The organism is Nostoc sp. DSM 114161 (genome assembly GCF_052692665.1).
On record NZ_CP195141.1, the window covers coordinates 6,342,827 to 6,362,623 of the forward strand.

Genomic DNA, 19,797 nt, shown 5'->3' on the forward strand with positions numbered 1-19,797 from the left:
TTTCAAAAATCAAATACTAGTCCTATATATGTTTTTCAGCTTCATCAAAATTAAGGCTTGATTTCTGAAGGAGTCAAAGCAGTATATTGTTCTGAGGAAAGTGCTACTTCTCTAACATTGATTTTCTTGGTGATGAATTTCTGTTCATAGAACAAGTCAGCAATCTTTTGCTGGCCTGAGAGAATTTCATCAGTAATCGGTCTTAAAGTATAACGCCTGCGCCTGACTACTTTTTCCAACGTTGGAATATCTAGCTTGGCATCACGCGCGATTATTTCAGCAACATCTCTTGGGTTTGCCTCTGCCCATTTGCCTACATTGTTAACTTCTTCAAGAATAATTTTCACGAGTTCCGGGTTATCTTTCACAAAGCTGCGTGCTGCTAACCAGTAGCCTCCTTGGGTTGTAATTCCCTTACCGTCTCGGAGAATCCGAACTCCTACAGTTCTCTGAAACTCGGCAAGCTGGGGATCGTTAATTACACCTGCATCGATGCTACGGCGAAGAAAGGCTGCGCGAGTTTCTGGTGATATGAGATTTACATATTTGACATCACTCAATTTCAGTCCTACTTCCTGCAAAGCCTTCACCACAAAGTATTGACTAGCAGTTGCTCTTTGAAAAGCCAGGGTCTTACCCTTTAAATCTGCTAAAGTCTTGATTGGGGAGTCTTCGTGTACTACGATCGCAGTTCCTTCTCCAGTTGCAGGTTTAGTACTAGCAATATAAACAAAAGGTATGCCAGTTGCTTGGGCAAAGATAGGAGGAGTTTCACCAACAGCACCAACATCCAAACTTCCTACATTCATCGCTTCTAGAAGTTGTGGCCCAGCGGTAAATTTTGCCCATTCGACTTTAATACCTAGTGGGTTCAAGCGTTTCTCTAAAACTTGTCGAGATCGGGTTATATCTCCAGCCGTCATATAGCCCATTCTTAATACCTTTGTCTTGATGCCACTAGGGGCAGCAACGGCGGCTTTTTCTGGTGTATTTGGTGCTTTACAACTAACTAAACTCGTAGATACAGTAAATACTCCAGCTATTAATAAGATTAAAAAGTTGGGTTTTTTAGCTAGCATAATTTCCTACTCCCTTTCTCAGGTTTAATCAAACAGCAATATTGGCGTCAGTCCCCAGAATTATCGAATTGAATTCTGTTTCAATCGTGGATGAATAAACAGGTTGAAATACCCCAGTAAATTGAAAATATACTGGACTACAATTAGTAGCGATCGCTACTCCTAACTAATTAATTTTGAATTCTCAAGGTTTAACTTCTGAAGGAGTCACAGCAGCATATTGTTCAGAAGAAAGCGTTGCTTCTCTAACATTAATTTTCTTAGTGATAAATTTCTGCTCGTAGAATAAGTCAGCAATTTTTTGCTGTCCCGACAAAACTTCTTGGCTCAGCGGTCTTAATGTGTAAAACCTACGTTTTGATACGAGTTCTAGTGTCGGGACATCAATTTTTGCTTCAGGCGAAATAAGTTCGGCTACTTGATGCGGGTTAGCTTCAGCCCATTTACCAATGGTATTGACTTCTTCTAAAATAATTTTCACTACCTCAGGGTTATCTTTGACGAAATTACGCGAACCTAACCAATAGCCTCCTTGGGTTGTAATTCCTTTACCATCTCGGATAACGCGAATACTGCCAGTTTTTTGAAATAGGGCAAGGTGGGGATCGCCAATCACAGCTGCATCAACAATTTTACGTTCAAATGCTGCACGAGTTTCTAATGGTGTGAGGTTGATGTGTTTAATATCGCTAAGTTTCAATCCTGCTTCTTCGAGGACTTTAATGACGAAATATTGTTGTGCTGTCGCTCTTTGAAATGCTAGTCCCTTGCCTTTGAGATCGGCTATTGTCTTAATAGGGGAATCTTTATCGACTACAACAGCAGTTCCTTCACCGGTCCCAGGTTTCGTGCTACCAACATAAACAAAAGGTACGCCAGATGCTTGAGCAAAAATAGGCGGAGTTTCACCCACAAAACCGAAATCTACACTCCCTACATTCATTGCTTCTAGAAGTTGCGGGCCAGCAGCAAATTTTGACCATTCAACTTTAATTCCCGATGGATTTAAACGTTTTTCTAACACTCCTTTCATCTTCAGTAGATCTCCGGCCGTCATATAACCCATGTGGAGGACTTTTGTCTGAGCACTAATCTTAGTGCTATTAGAAGCGTTAGCAGCTTGCTCTGGTGTATTTGGCGCTTTACAACTAACTAAACTTGTCGATAATGTGAATATTCCACCTACTAAGAATAGTAGAAAGTAATTAAATGACTTGAAACGAGATTTGCTGGATATTTCTACCATAATGCACTAGGAAGTTTTGAATGTTTTTGCTTTTTCAGCACTAAAGATTTGCCCTTTGTACTATTGACAATTGGCTGAAAAGTTATACGACAGGTTGTAGCCGATTAATTCTAGAACTTACCCACTCAGATCCCCCAACCCCCTCAAAAAGGTGGCTTTATTTCCCCCTTTTTAAGGGGGATCGGGCTTTCAGGCTTCAGTGCGTAAGTCCTAAATTCAATTAAGCAGCTTTGCAAATGCCGGATAATCCAGATCGGCTTTTATTTACGGTAAGTCGATAGGATTACAGTATTTTGTAGTTGCACGGATATTATCATAGACTCTTTCAAGAATCAAGCAGCAGATTTAAGCGCACCACTAAAGTAATACCGTTTCACTTTAAGGTTGATACATTTAGGCAAGCAGGGGAGCAGGGGAGCAGAGGGGAAAGAATTTATATCAGGATTTTAGTGAAATGGTATAAGGGTTTAGTAAGGGTTTTGCTTATGGTTGGTATCGAAAATTTTATATAAGTGTTAAGTAGCTGGTAGTAACACTCACTTAAGCTTCAAAACCTTCACAGCAGATGCTTTTTGGGCTAAAAATAAATCAAATGAACTCAACATACTCAACAATTGTTCCATCAGGATGCATGGCTAGCATATTAACTCCAGTGGGAACTTTGTTAGGTTCCGTCAGAATTATTGCACCTTGCTGAGTCAGTGCTTCTCGAAAATCATTGAGTGAGTCAACGAGAAATGTTGCGTGTGTACTTTTGAATGGCGAGAGTGCTTCGGCTGAACCGGCAATTAAAAGAATAGAACCAACGCCAGCGAGTTCCAACTCGGTTTCGGAATATTGAAACCATAACCAGCATTTTTCTGTAAAGAGATTTTCATAGAAAGCGATCGCCTCATCCAAGTCTATGGGACTAAGATAGACTCTAGTTAGTACTTTAAGAATTTGCATTGCGACCTGTCTATTAGGTGGCTATTGTATTCGAGCTTGTTAGTGAATTCGGGTATTAACCACCCAAAGGACTACCTTGGAAACTTTTCCAACGCAGTGGCCGCTTTTAAGTGCTGAATTGTTACCTTGAAAACAGGTCTTTAACTCTGTGTTCGCCTATTTCAAGATAACGTTACTCGCCATCACTCAAAATTCATTCCATTTCTACACCTTTAGACCAGTCTCAGTCATCTGTATGGTTATTACGAATATATATACATGCTTAAGTACCATTACCTAATTTCAGGAGCGTGTAATAAGTAGTCACGCAAAATTAGATTCATTCATGGAGAGAGTGAATAGAGTTGGGGGTTGGGGAATGGAAAAATACTGTATCTAATTAATTTTTAGTTCTCAATTCTTCTTCAATATCTTAATAAATTTATTTAAAGTTGTTTGATATTTGTCTCCAGCTTCCCATAATAAATCATTATGGCTAGCCTGCTCAACCCAGAAAGAAAGTTTTGGTGATGATGCAGCAGCAAACAATTTTTCTCCATGAGCAAAAGGAATAATTTCATCTGCTTTTCCATGTACTACTAACACAGGACAGTTAATATTTTTAATTTTGTCAATATTAGAAAATTTATCAAAAGGTAAAATGCGGAATGGTATTATTACTTGAAATGCTGAAATAAAAGTACTTTCAACAATTAAACCTGCTACTGGTTTTTGGGCTGCTAAATTGACAGCAGAACCACCCCCTACAGAACGTCCCCATACTATAATTTTTTGTGGTGATATTTTTAAGTCTTTTGTTAAGTAGTTATAAGCGCTATCAATATCCTGATAAGCATTCTTTTCTGTGGGGACACCTTCACTTGTACCATAGCCGCGATAATCATAAGATAAAACGCTAAAACCCCAAGCGTGTAATTGCTCTAAAGTTTGTTTAATATTACCTAAATCTTCTGCATTACCGTGAGCATAAAGAATAGTATAATCAGCTTTAGGGTTATACAAATATCTAGCAGAAATTTTGGTGTTGTCAATAGCTCTTAATTTGATAATCTCCCGATTATCTTGATAACTAGACTGTTGTGGTAAAAAAATCATACTGTCTGCTCTGAAATAGACATACAAGCCAAAAAATACATAAATAGAAATTAAAGATTTTATCAATCTCTGCCAGGTCAAATCCCCGATTATTATTTTTAGTAATTGCTTTTTATTCATATTTAATTTTTCTTAAATTTTAGGTTTTGTTAGTAGTAAAGTAGTTGAATAAAATTTCTATAATTAATAGTTTTTTTGCAAAGCTAAGTACACCTTTATTCCTTTTTATCTGTTCTCCAACCCTGTTACCTCTCTTTAAAAGAGATTCCTATATATATTTGCAAATCACAAAACAAAGAAATTTGCTCGAATTACCCTCTACAAGAGGGCTGATAATTTCTTATTTACATCTTTCCCCATTGTTGAGTCAGGCTAACAGATGTGGTGTAAAATAATGATTCGGGTAAGCTAGGCGATCGCACTCAACACAAAGCATGGAATGTTTTGGCGATCGCATTGTCTCAAGGATGCACAAAGCCCTGTTTAGAGTAGCGCAGGCAAGGCATCTAAGAAGATGTTACTGATTTTGCCACGTAATTGAGAAAAACATTATTCTGCTTGTATTCAAGATAGGCGATCGCTCCATTCGCCTAAACTTGAAACATAAAACTTAAAATATGTTTATTATCCTTTAAAATCATTTGCAGAGATTTAGGTACCAAATATGGCTGATATTGTTGATATTGCTGTTAATGCTGAGTCTTTCAAAACACTAGTAGCGGCTGTACAAGCTGCTGGTTTAGTAGAAACATTAAAAAGTCCCGGCCCTTTCACCGTCTTTGCTCCCAATGACGATGCTTTTGCTAAGTTACCACCCGGCACCATTCAAACTCTGTTACAAAATATTCCGCAGCTAACGCGTATTTTAAAATATCATGTCGTTTCTGGAAAGCTCTTTGAGACAGATTTGGCAGAACTTGGTACCGTGAATTCTGTAGAAGGTTCACCGATTAAAATTAGTTCTTCTGATGGTTTTGAAGTTAAAAATGCCACAGTTCTAGCAGCAAATATCGAAGCTGATAATGGTGTAATTCACGTTATCGATACAGTGATTTTGCCTGGTTAATTCGGTCAGGGTGGGCATTCCCCACCCTAACTATACAAAATTTTTAGGATTCATTAGCATTAGCTATTGTTACTATAAGAACTTAATTGAATTGTTTAAATAATGTTAAAATTTCAATTTTGTTACTCTCGACCTATGCTAAGGTGGATTTCAATATATAGAAATAAGTTACATTAAATTATAGGTTTCTAACATTATCCCCAGGATCTTGATGTTCGATTTCAACACCTTAACTGAGTTCTCTCGCGCAAACTGCGTCAGTATTTGTGCATTTCTTGTACCAGCCAATTTGCTGGCCACAATTTTGACAATGATTTTGACAGCACTACGTCGCCCATCACATCAAATCTGGCAGTCTGCGGCAATTGCCACTTTTTTCGCTTCCGTGATGATCTTGCACGTATACACTTGGTTTATGATTGGCGTGGTGATGGCTCCTACTTATATTTTGATGTCTTTAGCAATCACCTGTTTGCTAACAAATTTGGCAGCAATTCTTTTTCACAGACGCTACGCTAATAGCCCTAGTCTTTCCAATAATGCCTGATGTTTTTTGTCATTTGTCATTTGTCATTTGTCCTTTGTCTTTTGTTTAGAGACTGACAAATACAAAAATATGCAATTATTTCTTCAAAATCCCTTATTTACTAATGACCAATGACCAATGACTAATGACTAATAACTAATGACTAAACCAATTATTTGGGTACATGGAGACTGTCTGAGTCCATATAATCCCGCGCTACAAGAATACCCTGATGCTCCTGCTATTTGGGTTTGGGACGAGGCTTTAATTGAGGAATGGCAACTCAGTCTTAAACGCTTGACGTTTATTTACGAGTGTTTGCTAGAGTTACCTGTTGTCATTCGCCGTGGTAATGTGGTGCAAGAAATTCTGACTTTTGCTCAAGAACAAAAAGCAGACTTAGTGGTGACAGTAAATAGTCCGAGTCCCAGGTTTGATGATATCTGCAATCAAATTGAGCGTTCCCAAAAATTGGAAGTTTTAGAGGTGGAGCCATTCTTTGATTATGATGGCTATATTGATTTGAAACGATTTTCGCGTTATTGGAAAGTGGCTCAAAATTATGTTTTTGAGTAGGTTGGTTGTAGAATTTTAGTGTATGGCGATCGCTCAAGTCTAAAATTATCAACCGATCTTATAAAGTTGGGAATTTTGTTGTTTAATTACAAGACTGTTTCAAACTTTCTTCATCTTCTCGATGAGTTGGTCTGTCTCATTAGTTCTGAAGGGTTAGCAATGGTCAGATCCCCGACTTCTTCAAGAAGTCAGGGATCTTTCGTAAAGCCTATCTTTTTAATTAGCAGTTCCTCAGCTTGTTCTTATAGACAAGCTGAGAAAAGTAATTTATTAATAGTCTAATTGTCTGGGGTCAAAATTTTCTTGATAACTTTTTCTTTCAGTTCCAATTTATTTTGTTGGATGGCATCCAACTCTTTTTGTAATTCGGGTAAATGCTTTTTGATATCCCTTAGAACTGTAGTATCGGTGTCTCCAGTGTTGACTACTGTATCGGCTTGTGCCAGTTTTATAGTATATTCAGCGATTTTACTATCAGAATCTACAATTGTAAGAATTGCCAAAAAGTTAGTTAAATCTGATAATTGCATATTTCACTCCTGATTTGAAATAAAAAAATTAGTTAACCAGCTATAACAAAATTGTTTGGAGAAATATTACCTTTTAACAAGCTTTTGAGTATGCTTGTTAAACTTGATTCTTTAAGTTAGTTAATGCTATTAACGTTCCTAAAGAAATTGTATTCTTTCATGAGTTTTGCTGGTAGCAGCTATTAGTAAATAAACAGCTTTTTTACTAAATTGACTACATTTATAGATATTCTGAAAATTGAGGCAAAATTACAAGGACAGTTAAGACAGTTAAGAAATTAATTGAGACAGTTAAGACAGTTAAGAAAAATTCAGTGCCGAACGTGTATAAACGAGTTTACAAAAATACTGATTTCAGCTTTCAAGATTTAGAACAAGCAGAGCAAAACAAAATACTTACCATTTCTCGCAGCCGCAAACCGCCAGATCGTCGAGAGCAACTCCACTACCTCCCCATCCGGTGTATCGACAATCCACCCGCTCAAGCAATTTCGCTTCAAGTTGATTCAATATATGAAGTCTTCAACTTACTGACCGCATTCTCATGCTAAATTACTAAAGCTTGGGGTTGGGAAACTCCGGTGAAATTCCGGGACTGTGCCGCAACTGTGATGGGATCGCCTAAGTCAGAATGCCAACTCTCAGGATGTCCTCAGGACATACTCGCCGTCTACTCCCTGCGTTGCACGGGGAAGGAGTTCTCAGTTTGCTTTCAGGATTTGCCACTTGTCCTGGCTTGTTTTATCCTACACCCGCCGAAGATGGTATACTGTCTCGTATGAGAATCCCAGGCGGGATTATTAGTAGCGAACAGTTTTCCGCGATCGCAGATATAGCAGACCAGCATGGCGGCGGCTATGTGGATGTGACTAATCGAGCTAATTTGCAAATCCGCGAAATCCGCACTCAGATAAATTCTCAAGTTCTCAACCACCTACAGGATATCGGACTCGGTTCTCGCAATACTGATATAGACCACATCCGAAATATTATGACCAGCCCAACTGCTGGTATCGATCGCCAAGAATTAATTGACACTCGTCCTTTTGTTCGAGCTTGGGATAATTATATTGCTATACATCCGGCATTATCGGCACTGTCAGCAAAATTTAGCGTTTGCTTTGATGGTGGTGGAATAGTTCGAGTGAGCGATCGCCTAAATGATATCCTATTTGCCGCTGTCTTAGTTGATGGTAATGTTTACTTCCGCCTTTATCTTTGTGCGGGTGCAAAGAAAGAACCACCAAGCGATACGAAAATTTTGTTAACGCCAGACGATTGTTTACCCGTCTTGGCAGCGTTAACAGATGTCTATCTGAATCATAGCGATATTAGCGATCGGCCTCGGCTACGTTTGAGAGATTTATTAAATACTTTGGGTTGTGAAAATTATCTTCACCAAGTTCAGCAACGTCTACCTTTTACTCTTTCCCGCCGCGAAACATCCCCAGTTGGACAAAAAATAGATCCTAACTCTCAGCATCTTGGCATCCATTCCCAACGCCAGCAAGGATTATTTTACATTGGTGTCGTCTTACCTCTTGGACGAGTGGAGAGCGGACAAATGCGGGGTTTAGCAGATTTAGCAGCAAAATACGGCAGTGAAATCAGGCTAACCCCTTGGCAGAATTTACTTTTAACAGATATTCCTCAACAAACACTTACCCATGTCCAAAATCAAATTACTCTTTTAGGATTAGATTCCTCAGCCACCAATATCAAGAGTTCATTAATTGCTTGTTCTGGTAACAAAGGTTGTGCCGCCTCTGCCACCGACACCAAAAGTCATGCATTAGCATTGGCGGAATATCTTGAAAATCGCCTTACTCTCGAACGCCCAATTAATATTCATTTTACTGGTTGCCAAAAATCCTGCGCCCAACACAGCCAAGCTGACATCACCCTACTCGGCGTCAACTTCGAGGCAGACAATCAAACAGTCGAAGCCTATCACATTTATCTAGCTGACACCAACAGCAGCCACAAATTCGGCCGCGAACTATACCAATATGTCACCTTCCCCGAACTACCTCCATTAATAGAGCAAATCTTACAAGTCTATAAAATTCAACGCCAAAATTTTCATGAATCCTTTCGAGAATTTGCCAATCGATATCCACTTTCCCAATTACATAATTAATGACTCCCTTCAATCGAATTTCTCTGTGTTCTCTGCGCCTCTGCGGTTAATTAAATTAAATATCTATCAACAAATCAATCTAAAATCCCAAATTGAATGCCCGACTACATCCGAGACGCCAACGAAATTTACCGCAATTCCTTTGCCATCATCCGCTCAGAAGCCAACCTAGATGTCCTTCCTCCAGATGTAGCGAAAGTTGCAGTACGTCTCATCCATGCCTGTGGAATGACGGATATCGTCACAGACTTAGGATATTCACCAACAGCAGTACAATCCGCAAGGGCAGCCCTAGCCGCAGGAGCAACCATTCTCTGCGATTGCCGCATGGTTGCTGAAGGTGTAACCAGGCGGCGCTTATCTGCCAACAATGAAGTTATCTGTACCCTCAACTATCCGGAAGTCCCAGAGCTTGCTAAACATCTCGATACTACAAGGTCGGCAGCGGCTTTAGAATTATGGCGATCGCACCTCGAAGGATCGGTAGTAGCAATTGGCAATGCTCCCACCGCACTATTTAGACTATTAGAAATGCTCGATGCAGGAGCGCCGAAGCCTGCTATAATATTAGGCTTTCCTGTGGGGTTTGTCGGTGCAGCCGAATCGAAAGCCGCATTGGCAGCAGACAGCAGAAATGTACCATTTTTAACATTACACGGTCGGCGCGGCGGTAGTGCGATCGCCGCCGCCGCAGTTAACGCCTTGGCAACGGAGGAAGAATAATGAATACCAAAGGTCGTCTTTATGGAATTGGTGTCGGCCCTGGCGATCCAGAATTATTAACTCTCAAGGGGCTGCGGCTATTACGTGCGGCTCCTGTGGTAGCCTATCAATCAGCTACAGATAAAGAGAGTATTGCTAGAGGAATCGTGGCGCAATATCTCACCGGGGATCAAATCGAAGTGTTATTTCACCTCCCCCGCGCCTTGGAACCAGAAAAAGCCAAGTCTATTTACGACAAAGAAGTTGAACCAATCGCGGCTCATTTAGCAGCAGGTCGAGATGTGGTGGTGCTGTGTGAGGGCGACCCCTTTTTCTATGGCTCCTTCATGTACCTGTTCACGCGGTTATGTGACGAGTACCAAACAGAAGTTGTCCCCGGAGTTTCCTCACTGATGGCTTGCCCAGTAGCTTTGGGCGTACCTTTCACCTACTACAATGATATTCTCACAGTCTTGCCTGCCCCCCTGCCAGCAGAAGAACTGACCACGCAATTGTTGATGACCGATGCAGCGGCAATTATGAAACTAGGTCGTCATTTTACCAAAGTGCGGGACGTTCTGCATAAATTAGGTTTAGCATCGCGGGCAAGATATATTGAGCGAGCAACAATGACACAGCAACGCATTCTACCCTTAGATGAAGTCGATCCCGCAGAAGTACCTTATTTCGCAATGATCGTGATCCCAACCAAAAATCGACTATAAAACTTGTCGAACTCACGTTTAGTTAATAAAGTGGGTAACTTGAGTAAATAACACACAAAGATAAATCCATGCTCATGTTACTCTTCAAAGTTGGCAATGAGCGGTACGCCATCGCCTCTCAAGATGTTGTAGAGGTGATACCGCTAGTTTTGCTGAAAACCTTGCCACACAAACCAGAACACATCGCTGGTGTATTTAACTATCGCGGATGCATTACACCAGTCATCGATTTATGCCAGTTGATGCAGGGTAAACCCTGTAGCGATAATTTGAGTACGCGGATTGTATTAGTTAATTATTGCGGCCCTAATAATACCAAACATGTTTTAGGTTTAATGGCACAACAGGTTGTGGAAATATTGCACAAGTCTGAAAGTGAGTTTGTTGATTCTAATATTCAAATAGATGCTGCGCCATATTTGGGCAAGATGATATTAGATGACAAGGGCATGATTCAGTGCATTCGTATTGAATACTTGTTGTCTGAAAGCGAGCAAATTAATCTCTTGCCTGAAAGAATTTTAAACAAAGCAATTTAGATTGGTGTGAAGATCGCACAAATGGCACAATCTGTCATCGAAGCTTTACTGAGAAGCAAAATTGGTTTAGATGTTAATTCAATTGGTTCTGCGGCGATCGCCAGTGCCATTTATCAACGAATGGCAGATTGTGGTATAAACCAGATGTCTAGCTATTTGGAACATTTGCAAGATTCTCCTCAAGAATGGGACATACTAATTGACAGTGTGATTGTCCCAGAAACTTGGTTTTTTCGCGAACCAGAATCATTTGCATTTCTCAAACGTTACGTATTATCAGAATGGTTGCCAAAAAAACCGCAAGGTGTATTGCGGGTTTTGAGCGTACCCTGTGCCACAGGTGAAGAACCATATTCCATTGCGATCGCCCTCTTAGAAGCAGGATTAACACCTGCTCAATTTCACATCGATGCTGTTGATATTAGCAAACAATGTTTATTAAAAGCCCAACGAGGAATTTACGATAATTACTCGTTTCGTGGCAATCATCTTTCTTTTCAGGAACGCTATTTTCAATCAATCAATTCAAAATATCACCTGCGATCGTCAGTCCAAACCCTGGTAAATTTTATCAACGGCAATTTAGCTAATCCTAACTTTTTAGTTAATACACAGCTTTATGATGTAGTTTTTTGCCGCAACTTATTGATTTACTTCGATAGCACCACTAAAGAACAAACTATTCGCATCTTAGAAAAGTTACTCATCGAAGGGGGTTTATTATTTGTTGCCCATGTTGAAGCTGCGTTACTGATGAAAACTCAGTTTTTCTCAATGCACCAATCTTCAGCAGTTGCCTATAAAAAGTTGAGTAACCATCAAAATTTTGTTGAGAAAAATTATACTATTCCCAGCAGTTATAAACCAACAATTAATCCTCAATTATCAACACAAAAACGCTACACCTTTCCTATCAAAGACAGGGTGGAAGTTCCTCCCCAAAAACCGATAGCTGCAAACAACCCCAACACAGACTTATTAGATCTAGCTAAAACTGCTGCCGATCGAGGTTGCTTAGATGAGGCCGTGCAACTATGCAACGACTATCTCAACGAAAATCAAATGAATGCTGAGGCTTATGTTCTCTTGGGTGAAGTGCAACAAGCAATGTCGCACAACGAGCAGGCTGCACAGTCTTTTCGTAAAGCAATTTATCTACAACCTGGCCACAAAGCGGCATTGATTCATCTAGCCTTGCTTAAGGAACAACAGGGAGATAAGGTTAGTGCTAGTCTGCTTTGGCAGCGGATTTACAGATTGCAGCATCAGAAAAATGATGCTATGGAGTTGGAATAAATAGGCTTATCCACACTAATATGCTCAATACAGCATATTGCAAATGAATGAAATACAAAGCTTGAGGATTAAAGCTAGATATTTACTATAATATTTTATTTTTTATTTACCTGTATATTAATAAGCTTAATTAGCTTAACAAAGCTTATTAATTTTGAAGCTAATAGTTGTTAATTTAGCCTCCAATTTGGGAATTTTAGTGACTGGAGGTTTTTTGCCTTTGATATCAGTTAACAACAGTATATCTAATACCAATTTTGAATTTTTAATTTGGAATTCGATGTATTTTGCAATTGGCTATTTTAAGTATTAATACTATCTAGCCTCTTTAATCTCAAGTTACAAAATTTAAAGTTAACAAATTATTTATATAGTATGTTAGGCTTGATTATTTCAGATTATTAGATGGTCAAAAATTAAAATGTTGAATAGTTGGAAACTCAAAGATAGAACTTTACTAGGATTTTCTATCCCTACAATTTTAATCTTCGTTTTTAGCGTCATAGTTTATATCACTACAAATCAGGCAGCAAGAACCTATAAACAAGTGGCGTTTTCACACGAAGCTATTATCGGAACAGATGATATGGTTTTGGGTATAGCGAATATGGATCGGACAATTCGCCGATATTTATTTGATACGAAAAAGCATCACGATGCTCTAGAGAGATATATAAATTATAAACAAACTTTTCAAGATGGTTTAAATCATGTATTGAATATTTCTGAAGATAAATTACAAAAGCAAAGATTACAAGATATGCAGAAGATGTTGGAGGAATTTGATAGTTTTGTTCAAGATATTATTAGAACGCCGAATATTGATAAAAATAAATTTGTGATTGAGAAATATATGGAGCGTTCCAAAGAAGTAAATGATAAATTTTTTCAAACAAACCAACAGTTTCAGAATCGAGAAAAAGAAATCATGGGACAAAGTATTGAAGGTACAAAAGTAATGCTCAACTTTATGAGCTTATTAGCGGTGCTGGTGACACTTTTAACTATAGCGATCGCAGCTTTTATAACTTCCATAATTTCCAAGGCTTTGGGCAGTAGAGTCTCTACTGCTGTAAATGTAGCAGATAAAATTTCTGCTGGCGATTTAACTTCATCTTTGGCTGAAAATCAATCAAATACTAAAGATGAAATCGGACAACTTTTGGAATCTTTTAAAACTATGACCCAAAAGCTGAGTAGTTTAATTCGTCAAGTACAAAGCTCAGGTATTCAAGTAATGACCTCAGCTACCCAGGTAGGTGCTTCTGGTAAACAATTAGAAGCAACACTCTCAGAACAAATTGCCTCTACTAATCAAGTCACAGCCACAGCTAAGGAAATTGCCGCCACCTCCAGAGAACTAGTCAACACAATGGAACAAGTGGTAACGATGTCGCAAGCCACAACTACAGCCGCTAGTATCAGCCAAAAAGATTTGATGCGAATGGAAGCAAGTATGGGACAGTTAGCAGAAGCAACCAATAACATCGCTGCTAGATTGGGAATCATCAGCGAAAAAGCTAACAACATTAATAATATTGTCCTGACAATTACAAAAGTAGCCGACCAAACTAATTTGCTGTCGTTGAATGCAGCCATTGAAGCCGAAAAAGCAGGAGAATATGGCTTAGGTTTTGCCGTAGTCGCTAGAGAAATTCGCAGATTAGCAGACCAAACCGCAGTCGCTACTCTCGACATAGAACAAATGGTCAAACAGATGCAATCTTCCGTGTCTACAGGGGTAATGGAGATGGACAAATTTGCGGCTGAAGTTGGGCGGAGTGTGGCAGATGTTGGCAGTATCAGTACGCAGATTGGGCAAATCATTCAACAAGTGCAAAATCTAAACCCGCGTTTTGAATCTGTAAATAAAGGGATGGAAATTCAGTCAGTAGGGGCGCAACAAATTAGCGATGCGATAACGCAGTTGAGTAGTACTTCAGTGCAAACTGCTGATTCCCTGCGGGAAATTAATAATGCCATCGCTCAACTCAATCAAGTCGCCCGTGGCTTGCGTCAGGAGGTATCTATTTTCAAGGTTAAGAACGAGAATATTTCATCCTTAACTCCGCTAGATGCGACTGCTTAGTGAAGAGGCAGAGGGGCAAAAAAAACTAATGACTAATGACTAATGATTACTACATCTTTACCATCTCAGATTGAGTCTTGTTGGAATGTAATTGGTATTGAAGGCGATCGCTCCTGTCCGCAACTATCCATACACGCTCACTGTCGCAATTGTCCAGTTTATTCGGCAACATATCCTAATACCAATTCTTTATGAAGCTGCGCTAAATAAGGCTTCAAGAATAAAGTCGTAAGAAGTGAGAGAGGCAATCATCGAAGGTGTAATTTCTTTGAGGACATCAGTTAACTTGTGCTGTAGTTGTGTGAGAGTTTTACAATTTTCCCATTGGAGTTGAGATTTGAGAAATTCCCAAAACCGCTCAATTGGGTTGAGTTCAGGAGAGTGAGGAGGTTGAAAAATCGGGATAATGTTATCTGGGATATCGAGAGCTTTAGCTTTGTGGAAAGATCCTTGGTCGAACTGGATAACCGCAATATCATCACCAAGATCAGCAGATAGCAACTTCAAAAAGTGTTGAAAACAATCAGCATTCAGGTAGGGGAACTCATAGAAAAAGCTGTATCCACTTAGAGGTTCTACAACTCCGTATAAATAAAAATTTTCACGTTGCCATTGACTTAAGCCCACAGGTTTAACTCCTCTAGCTGTAATCAAACGTCCTGCAATTGTCTTTAATCCTAAACGTGTTTCATCCTGACCGGAGGCGGAGCGTCTCCGGCTCCGCACAAGTACCTCAATCGTTTCCCCGCTCCAAATTCCTCCTGCAAGAATTTGAATGCTAAAGGCAGTTTTTTTTAAAGTGAGATAGACTTTGTGGGTGTTGTTTGGTACTTTGAGGACGAGGCACTTTTAACTTCGCACCCAAACGCTGGCGAACAATTTCATAGACTGTTTTGTAGGCAAGTGAAACCCCTAATTCGCTCTTGAGCCATTGTTGAATTTGGCCATAGCTAGTAAACCCAGATGGCTCCTGTAACCGCTGTTCCAAGCGTTCTAAGTCTGAACCAATAATGCTCGGAGCTTTTCCGGGTGCATGTTTGACTTCAAGCAAGCCCCTTGTTCCTTGATCTTTATACTTCCTTACCCAACGAGTTATGGTTGCTACCAGAGCGTCCTAAACGTTCTGCAAGCGATCGCCTGCTGCTAACTTGACCACTCTTGAGCCAATAGAGCATTTGTAATCTTTCTTTACTGCTTGCCGTGGTGGCATGTTTGACAGCTTTCTCCAATTCTTCTTGGCTTTCTGAAATCTCAATTTGGAATGGACGACTCATCACAAAGTTACTCAATGCACCCATCTATAAGTTTGACCTAGTTTGGCGCATCTTCATACAGAATTGGTATAACTTACTAGAACGCCCAACACCAGAACACTATCGTCATGAGTGGACGCAATTACTGGCTCAATCTCAAGGCGAGAAAAATCTGCAAATGCCTAGCTACACCGTCGCCACAACAGAAACATTGACAGTTGTGATTTTTCGTTTGCAACGAGAATGGCTGGCACTTCCCGCTCAAGTCTTTAAAGAAACGACTCCTCCAAGCGTGATTCATACCCTACCCCATCGCAACAACCAAGTTTTGCGGGGCTTAATCAATATTCGCGGTGAATTGCTGTTATGTGTTTCCTTAAACCACTTGTTAAATATCGAATCTAGCGATACTCCCCTATTGCTGAGTTCAGTGGTGCATTCCCGCATGGTGGTAATTGAAAAGGCTGGTAACGCTTGGGTGTTTCCAGTAGATGAACTCTATGGTCTACACCGATTCCCTCGTCAGGAATTGCACGATGCTTCCAGGAATATGACTCAAGCAGCCCAAACCTACACTCAAGGGTTATTTTCCTGGCAACCTGCTAATTTCCAGACATCCCACACTGTCAGCTATTTGGATGATGAATTATTATTTACCACTTTGGCGAGGAAGGCGCAGTAATCATGGAAGACTCCGATCTCAGTCAGCTTTCTTTGTTGGATTTATTCAACATGGAAGTCAAAACTCAGGTTGTGGTGCTGAACAACTGTTTGTTGGCGCTGGAAACAAACCCCGATCCTAAATCAGAATTAGCAGCCTTAATGCGGGCAGCCCATTGTATTAAAGGCGCAGCTAGAATTGTCCAAATTGAGCCGGCTGTCACCCTAGCTCATGTCATGGAAGATTGTTTTAGTGCGGCTCAAGCTGGAACAGTTACTTTAACTGCCGATAGCGTTGATGTTTTGTTGCAAGGGGTAGATTTGCTGCAACACATAGCCCAAAACCCCAATCTGCAACCAGGAAATAATCCTCATATACAATCGCTAGTGAATGCGATCGCTAATCTTTCGACTTCTGTAAATATCCCGGTAGTTGTTCCACAGGTAAATATCTTGCAGCCAACACCGGAGATAGAATCTCTGCAACCGGAAATCATCCCCTCCCCAGTTGAAGAATTAGTTGCTACCCAAAACCGGAGTGTACGAGTAAGTACAGATAATCTCAATCGGTTGATGGGATTAGCAGGAGAAACAATAGTGGCAACCAAGTGGTTAGAGCCATTTACAGACTCTTTTTTAAAGGTCAAAGCTAATCAAGTAGAGCTATCTAACCTAGTGGCTAAGTTACAAGAATTATTGAGCGATCGCCCACTCGATAAACACATTAAAGAACATTTGAGCGCGGTATATCAAAAAGCCAGCGAATGCAGTCAATTAATTAGCGATCGCCAAAACGAATTAGAATCATTTTCTCAACGGTCTGGAAATCTTGCCCAGCGCCTCTATCGGGAAGTAATTGCAACGCGAATGTGTTCCTTTGCTGAGGGCGGACAAGGATTTGGGCGCATGGTACGCGACCTCTCCCGCCTGCTGGGTAAACGCGTGAAGCTGGAAATTAAGGGTAAGTATACCTTAGTAGACCGAGATATTCTCGACCGATTAGAAGCGCCTTTAACTCACATCCTCCGAAATGCGATCGATCACGGCATCGAATCTCCCCAAGACCGACTAGCCGCAGGCAAACCAGAAGAAGGAAAAATTGAAATCGAAGTTGTCCATCGTGCTGGGATGTTATTTATCACTATCTCTGACGATGGCCGGGGAATTGATGTCGAGTTTTTGCGTCAAGAAGTCGTCAGAAAACAAATGACGAACGCAGAAATGGCAGCCCAGCTGACGGAAGCTGAATTAATGGAGTTTCTGTTATTACCTGGGTTCTCTACTACCCAGGTTGTTACGGAAATTTCTGGTCGGGGTGTAGGGTTAGATATCGTCCATAGCACAGTGCGGGAAGTTGGCGGGACGCTGCGGGCAGTTTCTCACCCAGGAAAAGGTATGGCCTTTTACTTACAATTACCCCTTACCCTATCGGTAGTTCGCACTCTGTTAGTTGAGATTGCTGGCGAACCATATGCTTTTGGGCTGGCAAGAATCGAACAAGTGCTGATGTTATCCAAGTCAGAGATTGCTGTTTCAGAAAATCGCCCGTTTTTCTTACTGAACAATCAACCTGTGGAGTTAATTTCGGCGCGTCAAGTTTTAGAGTTACCCTCACCGGCGGTAAATCCAGACTTACTACCAGTGGTTGTAATTAGCGATCGCCTCAACCATTATGGATTAGTCGTTGACCGATTTCTTGGCGAACACAGTTTAGTTGTTCGTCCTTTAGATTCCCGCCTCGGTAAAGTCCCCAACATTAGCGCCGCAGCCCTTATGGATGACGGTTCTCCAGTATTAATTGTCGATGTCGAAGATTTAGTACGTTCTATTGCTAAGGTGTTTTCTAGCGGGCAACTTAGCCAAGTGAATCAGTCGGGGCGTCAGGTACTAACTAAAACCTACAAGCGCGTGCTAGTTGTCGATGATTCAATTACCGTCCGCGAAATGGAACGCAAACTTTTAGAAAATAACGGTTACAAAGTTGATGTAGCGGTTAATGGTATTGATGGTTGGAATGCAATCCGCAGCAGCGATTATGATTTGGTAATTACAGATATTGATATGCCACGGATGAATGGCTTTGAACTCACCAGCCAAATCAAAGCCCATGCCAAGTTGAAGCAAATACCTGTGATTATTGTCTCCTACAAAGACCGCGAAGAAGACCGAATTCAAGGCTTAGAAGCTGGTGCAGATTACTATCTCACCAAAAGCAGTTTTCATGATGACACATTGCTAAGGGCGGTAATTGACTTAATTGGTGAGGGTTAATTAATGAGAATTGCCATTGTCAACGATATGCGGATGGCGGTTGAGGCGCTGCGGCGCGTTTTAGCCACAATACCAGACTATGATTTGGCTTGGGTTGCGTATGATGGTGAAGAAGCTGTTAGCAAATGTGCAGTTGATACCCCCGATTTAATATTGATGGATGTCTTGATGCCGTGCATGGATGGAGTGGAAGCCACACGGCAAATTATGAGCAAATCTCCTTGTGCAATTATGATGGTGACTGTCAGCGTTAATCAATATGCTGGCAATGTATTGGAAGCCATGACTTATGGAGCTTTGGATGCAATCAATACACCTGCTGAGGGTAGTGTAGGTCTACTCAAAAAAATTAGCACGATCGCTAAATTAATTGGTGTATCTTCCCAAGGACGAACACTCAAAAAAACCAGAGTTTTTCAAAAATCTTTACCCCCACTAATTGTTATTGGCACTTCCACTGGCGGTCCCCAGGCATTGGTTCAGATTCTCTCACAATTTCCCCAAGACTTTCACGCTGCTGTAGCGATCGTTCAACATTTAGATGCTCAGTTTGTTCCAGGTTTTGCAGCTTGGTTAAATGAGCAAATTCTCTTACCTCTAGAAATAGCAGGTAAAGGTTCTAGACCGCAACCAGGAAAAATTCTTTTAGCGGGTACAAATCATCATCTCGTCATGGGTTCTAACCTGAGTTTTGACTATAACGAACAACCTTCAAATTGCGTTTATCGTCCATCAATTGATGTGTTATTCAAAAGTGTGGCAGATCGTTGGACTGGACAAGGAATTGGGGTGTTACTTACAGGTATGGGAAGAGATGGCGCTCAAGGTTTAAAACTCTTGCGGGAAGCTGGCTGGCACACCATTGCCCAAAACCGCGAAACTTGTGCTGTATATGGTATGCCCAAAGCTGCGGTGGAATTGCAAGCCGCCGTGGAAGTTTTGCCAGTGGATGCGATCGCTCCTGCTTGTACCAAGTTATTACGGATGTCCGCAAACAAACCTATATAAAATAATTTTTATCCCGTGAATTTACTGTTCTTTAATCAAATAAAATGG

The 19,797-nt window shown here is 40.6% G+C and carries 21 protein-coding genes and 1 riboswitch; of the genes, 14 read left to right on the forward strand and 7 right to left on the reverse strand.

Features of this window, described 5'->3' with window-relative positions:
• Positions 1 to 50: 50 nt before the first annotated feature.
• The 4 genes from NSTC745_RS26735 to NSTC745_RS26750 all read right to left on the reverse strand — a co-directional run bounded on the left by NSTC745_RS26735 (position 51) and on the right by NSTC745_RS26750 (position 4,488).
• The gene (locus NSTC745_RS26735; RefSeq protein ID WP_445633683.1) at positions 51 to 1,079 is read right to left on the reverse strand and encodes an aliphatic sulfonate ABC transporter substrate-binding protein; all 1,029 of its coding nucleotides are present in this window, start codon (positions 1,077 to 1,079) and stop codon (positions 51 to 53) included.
• 184 nt (positions 1,080 to 1,263) lie between these two features.
• The gene (locus NSTC745_RS26740) at positions 1,264 to 2,325 is read right to left on the reverse strand and encodes an aliphatic sulfonate ABC transporter substrate-binding protein (protein ID WP_445633684.1); all 1,062 of its coding nucleotides are present in this window, start codon (positions 2,323 to 2,325) and stop codon (positions 1,264 to 1,266) included.
• A gap of 588 nt (positions 2,326 to 2,913) precedes the next feature.
• Positions 2,914 to 3,273, reverse strand: a complete 360-nt coding sequence (locus NSTC745_RS26745; protein WP_445633685.1) for a VOC family protein — start codon at positions 3,271 to 3,273, stop codon at positions 2,914 to 2,916.
• Positions 3,274 to 3,666: 393 nt separating this feature from the next.
• Positions 3,667 to 4,488: an alpha/beta hydrolase gene (locus tag NSTC745_RS26750; protein ID WP_445633686.1), complete on the reverse strand. Its 822-nt coding sequence runs from the start codon at positions 4,486 to 4,488 to the stop codon at positions 3,667 to 3,669.
• Positions 4,489 to 5,032: 544 nt separating this feature from the next.
• Between NSTC745_RS26750 and NSTC745_RS26755 the strand changes: the two genes are divergently transcribed.
• The 3 genes from NSTC745_RS26755 (at position 5,033) to NSTC745_RS26765 (ending at position 6,536) form a co-directional block, all read left to right on the forward strand.
• Positions 5,033 to 5,434 (forward strand): fasciclin domain-containing protein, encoded by a 402-nt coding sequence (locus NSTC745_RS26755; protein WP_445633687.1) that lies wholly within the window; start codon positions 5,033 to 5,035, stop codon positions 5,432 to 5,434.
• 211 nt (positions 5,435 to 5,645) lie between these two features.
• Entirely contained in the window at positions 5,646 to 5,981 is a 336-nt protein-coding gene (locus NSTC745_RS26760; RefSeq protein WP_445633688.1) for a hypothetical protein, read from the forward strand.
• 138 nt (positions 5,982 to 6,119) lie between these two features.
• The gene (locus NSTC745_RS26765; RefSeq protein WP_445633689.1) at positions 6,120 to 6,536 is read left to right on the forward strand and encodes a hypothetical protein; all 417 of its coding nucleotides are present in this window, start codon (positions 6,120 to 6,122) and stop codon (positions 6,534 to 6,536) included.
• A gap of 278 nt (positions 6,537 to 6,814) precedes the next feature.
• Here the strand turns inward: NSTC745_RS26765 and NSTC745_RS26770 are convergent, their stop codons facing one another.
• Positions 6,815 to 7,066, reverse strand: coding sequence for a hypothetical protein (locus tag NSTC745_RS26770; protein WP_445633690.1), 252 nt, complete (start codon positions 7,064 to 7,066; stop codon positions 6,815 to 6,817).
• A gap of 314 nt (positions 7,067 to 7,380) precedes the next feature.
• Here NSTC745_RS26770 and NSTC745_RS26775 point away from each other — a divergent pair, with 314 nt between their 5' ends.
• The 8 genes from NSTC745_RS26775 to NSTC745_RS26810 all read left to right on the forward strand — a co-directional run bounded on the left by NSTC745_RS26775 (position 7,381) and on the right by NSTC745_RS26810 (position 14,752).
• Positions 7,381 to 7,617, forward strand: coding sequence for a hypothetical protein (locus NSTC745_RS26775; RefSeq protein WP_445633691.1), 237 nt, complete (start codon positions 7,381 to 7,383; stop codon positions 7,615 to 7,617).
• Positions 7,618 to 7,621: 4 nt separating this feature from the next.
• Positions 7,622 to 7,711: riboswitch (adenosylcobalamin-variant (AdoCbl-variant) riboswitch) on the forward strand.
• Positions 7,698 to 9,206, forward strand: coding sequence for a precorrin-3B synthase (cobG, locus tag NSTC745_RS26780; protein ID WP_445633692.1), 1,509 nt, complete (start codon positions 7,698 to 7,700; stop codon positions 9,204 to 9,206). (Overlaps the previous riboswitch by 14 nt.)
• Before the next feature lie 96 nt (positions 9,207 to 9,302).
• A complete protein-coding gene (locus NSTC745_RS26785) occupies positions 9,303 to 9,929 on the forward strand; it encodes a precorrin-8X methylmutase (protein WP_445633693.1) in 627 nt (208 codons plus the stop codon).
• The gene (locus NSTC745_RS26790) at positions 9,929 to 10,633 is read left to right on the forward strand and encodes a precorrin-2 C(20)-methyltransferase (RefSeq protein WP_445633694.1); all 705 of its coding nucleotides are present in this window, start codon (positions 9,929 to 9,931) and stop codon (positions 10,631 to 10,633) included. The genes NSTC745_RS26785 and NSTC745_RS26790 overlap by 1 nt, the downstream gene beginning before the upstream one ends.
• A 74-nt stretch (positions 10,634 to 10,707) precedes the next feature.
• Entirely contained in the window at positions 10,708 to 11,172 is a 465-nt protein-coding gene (locus tag NSTC745_RS26795) for a chemotaxis protein CheW (RefSeq protein WP_445633695.1), read from the forward strand.
• 21 nt (positions 11,173 to 11,193) lie between these two features.
• A complete protein-coding gene (locus tag NSTC745_RS26800; protein WP_445633696.1) occupies positions 11,194 to 12,468 on the forward strand; it encodes a CheR family methyltransferase in 1,275 nt (424 codons plus the stop codon).
• 421 nt (positions 12,469 to 12,889) lie between these two features.
• Positions 12,890 to 14,557: a methyl-accepting chemotaxis protein gene (locus NSTC745_RS26805; RefSeq protein ID WP_445633697.1), complete on the forward strand. Its 1,668-nt coding sequence runs from the start codon at positions 12,890 to 12,892 to the stop codon at positions 14,555 to 14,557.
• Between the two features lie 42 nt (positions 14,558 to 14,599).
• Positions 14,600 to 14,752 carry a hypothetical protein gene (locus NSTC745_RS26810; RefSeq protein ID WP_445633698.1) on the forward strand — a complete coding sequence of 51 codons (153 nt, stop codon included), beginning with the start codon at positions 14,600 to 14,602 and terminating at the stop codon, positions 14,750 to 14,752.
• On the opposite strand, the gene NSTC745_RS26815 is transcribed toward NSTC745_RS26810, so the two are convergent.
• The gene (locus NSTC745_RS26815) at positions 14,747 to 15,283 is read right to left on the reverse strand and encodes an IS630 family transposase (RefSeq protein WP_445632652.1); all 537 of its coding nucleotides are present in this window, start codon (positions 15,281 to 15,283) and stop codon (positions 14,747 to 14,749) included. The genes NSTC745_RS26810 and NSTC745_RS26815 overlap by 6 nt on opposite strands.
• A 52-nt stretch (positions 15,284 to 15,335) precedes the next feature.
• A complete protein-coding gene (locus tag NSTC745_RS26820; protein WP_445632651.1) occupies positions 15,336 to 15,608 on the reverse strand; it encodes a winged helix-turn-helix domain-containing protein in 273 nt (90 codons plus the stop codon).
• 161 nt (positions 15,609 to 15,769) lie between these two features.
• Between NSTC745_RS26820 and NSTC745_RS26825 the strand changes: the two genes are divergently transcribed.
• Genes NSTC745_RS26825 through NSTC745_RS26835 form a run of 3 tightly spaced genes read left to right on the forward strand, consistent with a single transcriptional unit; the run spans position 15,770 to position 19,749 of the window.
• Positions 15,770 to 16,492, forward strand: a complete 723-nt coding sequence (locus NSTC745_RS26825; protein WP_445633699.1) for a chemotaxis protein CheW — start codon at positions 15,770 to 15,772, stop codon at positions 16,490 to 16,492.
• A 2-nt stretch (positions 16,493 to 16,494) separates the two neighbouring features.
• Entirely contained in the window at positions 16,495 to 18,741 is a 2,247-nt protein-coding gene (locus NSTC745_RS26830) for a response regulator (RefSeq protein WP_445633700.1), read from the forward strand.
• Positions 18,742 to 18,744: 3 nt separating this feature from the next.
• A complete protein-coding gene (locus NSTC745_RS26835) occupies positions 18,745 to 19,749 on the forward strand; it encodes a chemotaxis response regulator protein-glutamate methylesterase (protein ID WP_445633701.1) in 1,005 nt (334 codons plus the stop codon).
• Positions 19,750 to 19,797: the final 48 nt, after the last annotated feature.

What these genes read in the sequence shown, in the direction of transcription:
- NSTC745_RS26735 (WP_445633683.1), bottom strand. Translation starts at nt 1,079, where the DNA reads ATGCTAGCTAAAAAACCCAACTTTTTAATCTTATTAATAGCTGGAGTA.
- NSTC745_RS26795 (WP_445633695.1), top strand. Translation starts at nt 10,708, where the DNA reads ATGTTACTCTTCAAAGTTGGCAATGAGCGGTACGCCATCGCCTCTCAA.
- NSTC745_RS26805 (WP_445633697.1), top strand. Translation starts at nt 12,890, where the DNA reads ATGTTGAATAGTTGGAAACTCAAAGATAGAACTTTACTAGGATTTTCT.
- NSTC745_RS26790 (WP_445633694.1), top strand. Translation starts at nt 9,929, where the DNA reads ATGAATACCAAAGGTCGTCTTTATGGAATTGGTGTCGGCCCTGGCGAT.
- NSTC745_RS26745 (WP_445633685.1), bottom strand. Translation starts at nt 3,273, where the DNA reads ATGCAAATTCTTAAAGTACTAACTAGAGTCTATCTTAGTCCCATAGAC.
- NSTC745_RS26765 (WP_445633689.1), top strand. Translation starts at nt 6,120, where the DNA reads ATGACTAAACCAATTATTTGGGTACATGGAGACTGTCTGAGTCCATAT.
- NSTC745_RS26810 (WP_445633698.1), top strand. Translation starts at nt 14,600, where the DNA reads ATGATTACTACATCTTTACCATCTCAGATTGAGTCTTGTTGGAATGTA.
- NSTC745_RS26785 (WP_445633693.1), top strand. Translation starts at nt 9,303, where the DNA reads ATGCCCGACTACATCCGAGACGCCAACGAAATTTACCGCAATTCCTTT.
- NSTC745_RS26755 (WP_445633687.1), top strand. Translation starts at nt 5,033, where the DNA reads ATGGCTGATATTGTTGATATTGCTGTTAATGCTGAGTCTTTCAAAACA.
- NSTC745_RS26770 (WP_445633690.1), bottom strand. Translation starts at nt 7,066, where the DNA reads ATGCAATTATCAGATTTAACTAACTTTTTGGCAATTCTTACAATTGTA.
- NSTC745_RS26800 (WP_445633696.1), top strand. Translation starts at nt 11,194, where the DNA reads ATGGCACAATCTGTCATCGAAGCTTTACTGAGAAGCAAAATTGGTTTA.
- NSTC745_RS26740 (WP_445633684.1), bottom strand. Translation starts at nt 2,325, where the DNA reads ATGGTAGAAATATCCAGCAAATCTCGTTTCAAGTCATTTAATTACTTT.
- NSTC745_RS26750 (WP_445633686.1), bottom strand. Translation starts at nt 4,488, where the DNA reads ATGAATAAAAAGCAATTACTAAAAATAATAATCGGGGATTTGACCTGG.
- NSTC745_RS26835 (WP_445633701.1), top strand. Translation starts at nt 18,745, where the DNA reads ATGAGAATTGCCATTGTCAACGATATGCGGATGGCGGTTGAGGCGCTG.
- NSTC745_RS26760 (WP_445633688.1), top strand. Translation starts at nt 5,646, where the DNA reads ATGTTCGATTTCAACACCTTAACTGAGTTCTCTCGCGCAAACTGCGTC.
- NSTC745_RS26830 (WP_445633700.1), top strand. Translation starts at nt 16,495, where the DNA reads ATGGAAGACTCCGATCTCAGTCAGCTTTCTTTGTTGGATTTATTCAAC.
- cobG (WP_445633692.1), top strand. Translation starts at nt 7,698, where the DNA reads ATGCCAACTCTCAGGATGTCCTCAGGACATACTCGCCGTCTACTCCCT.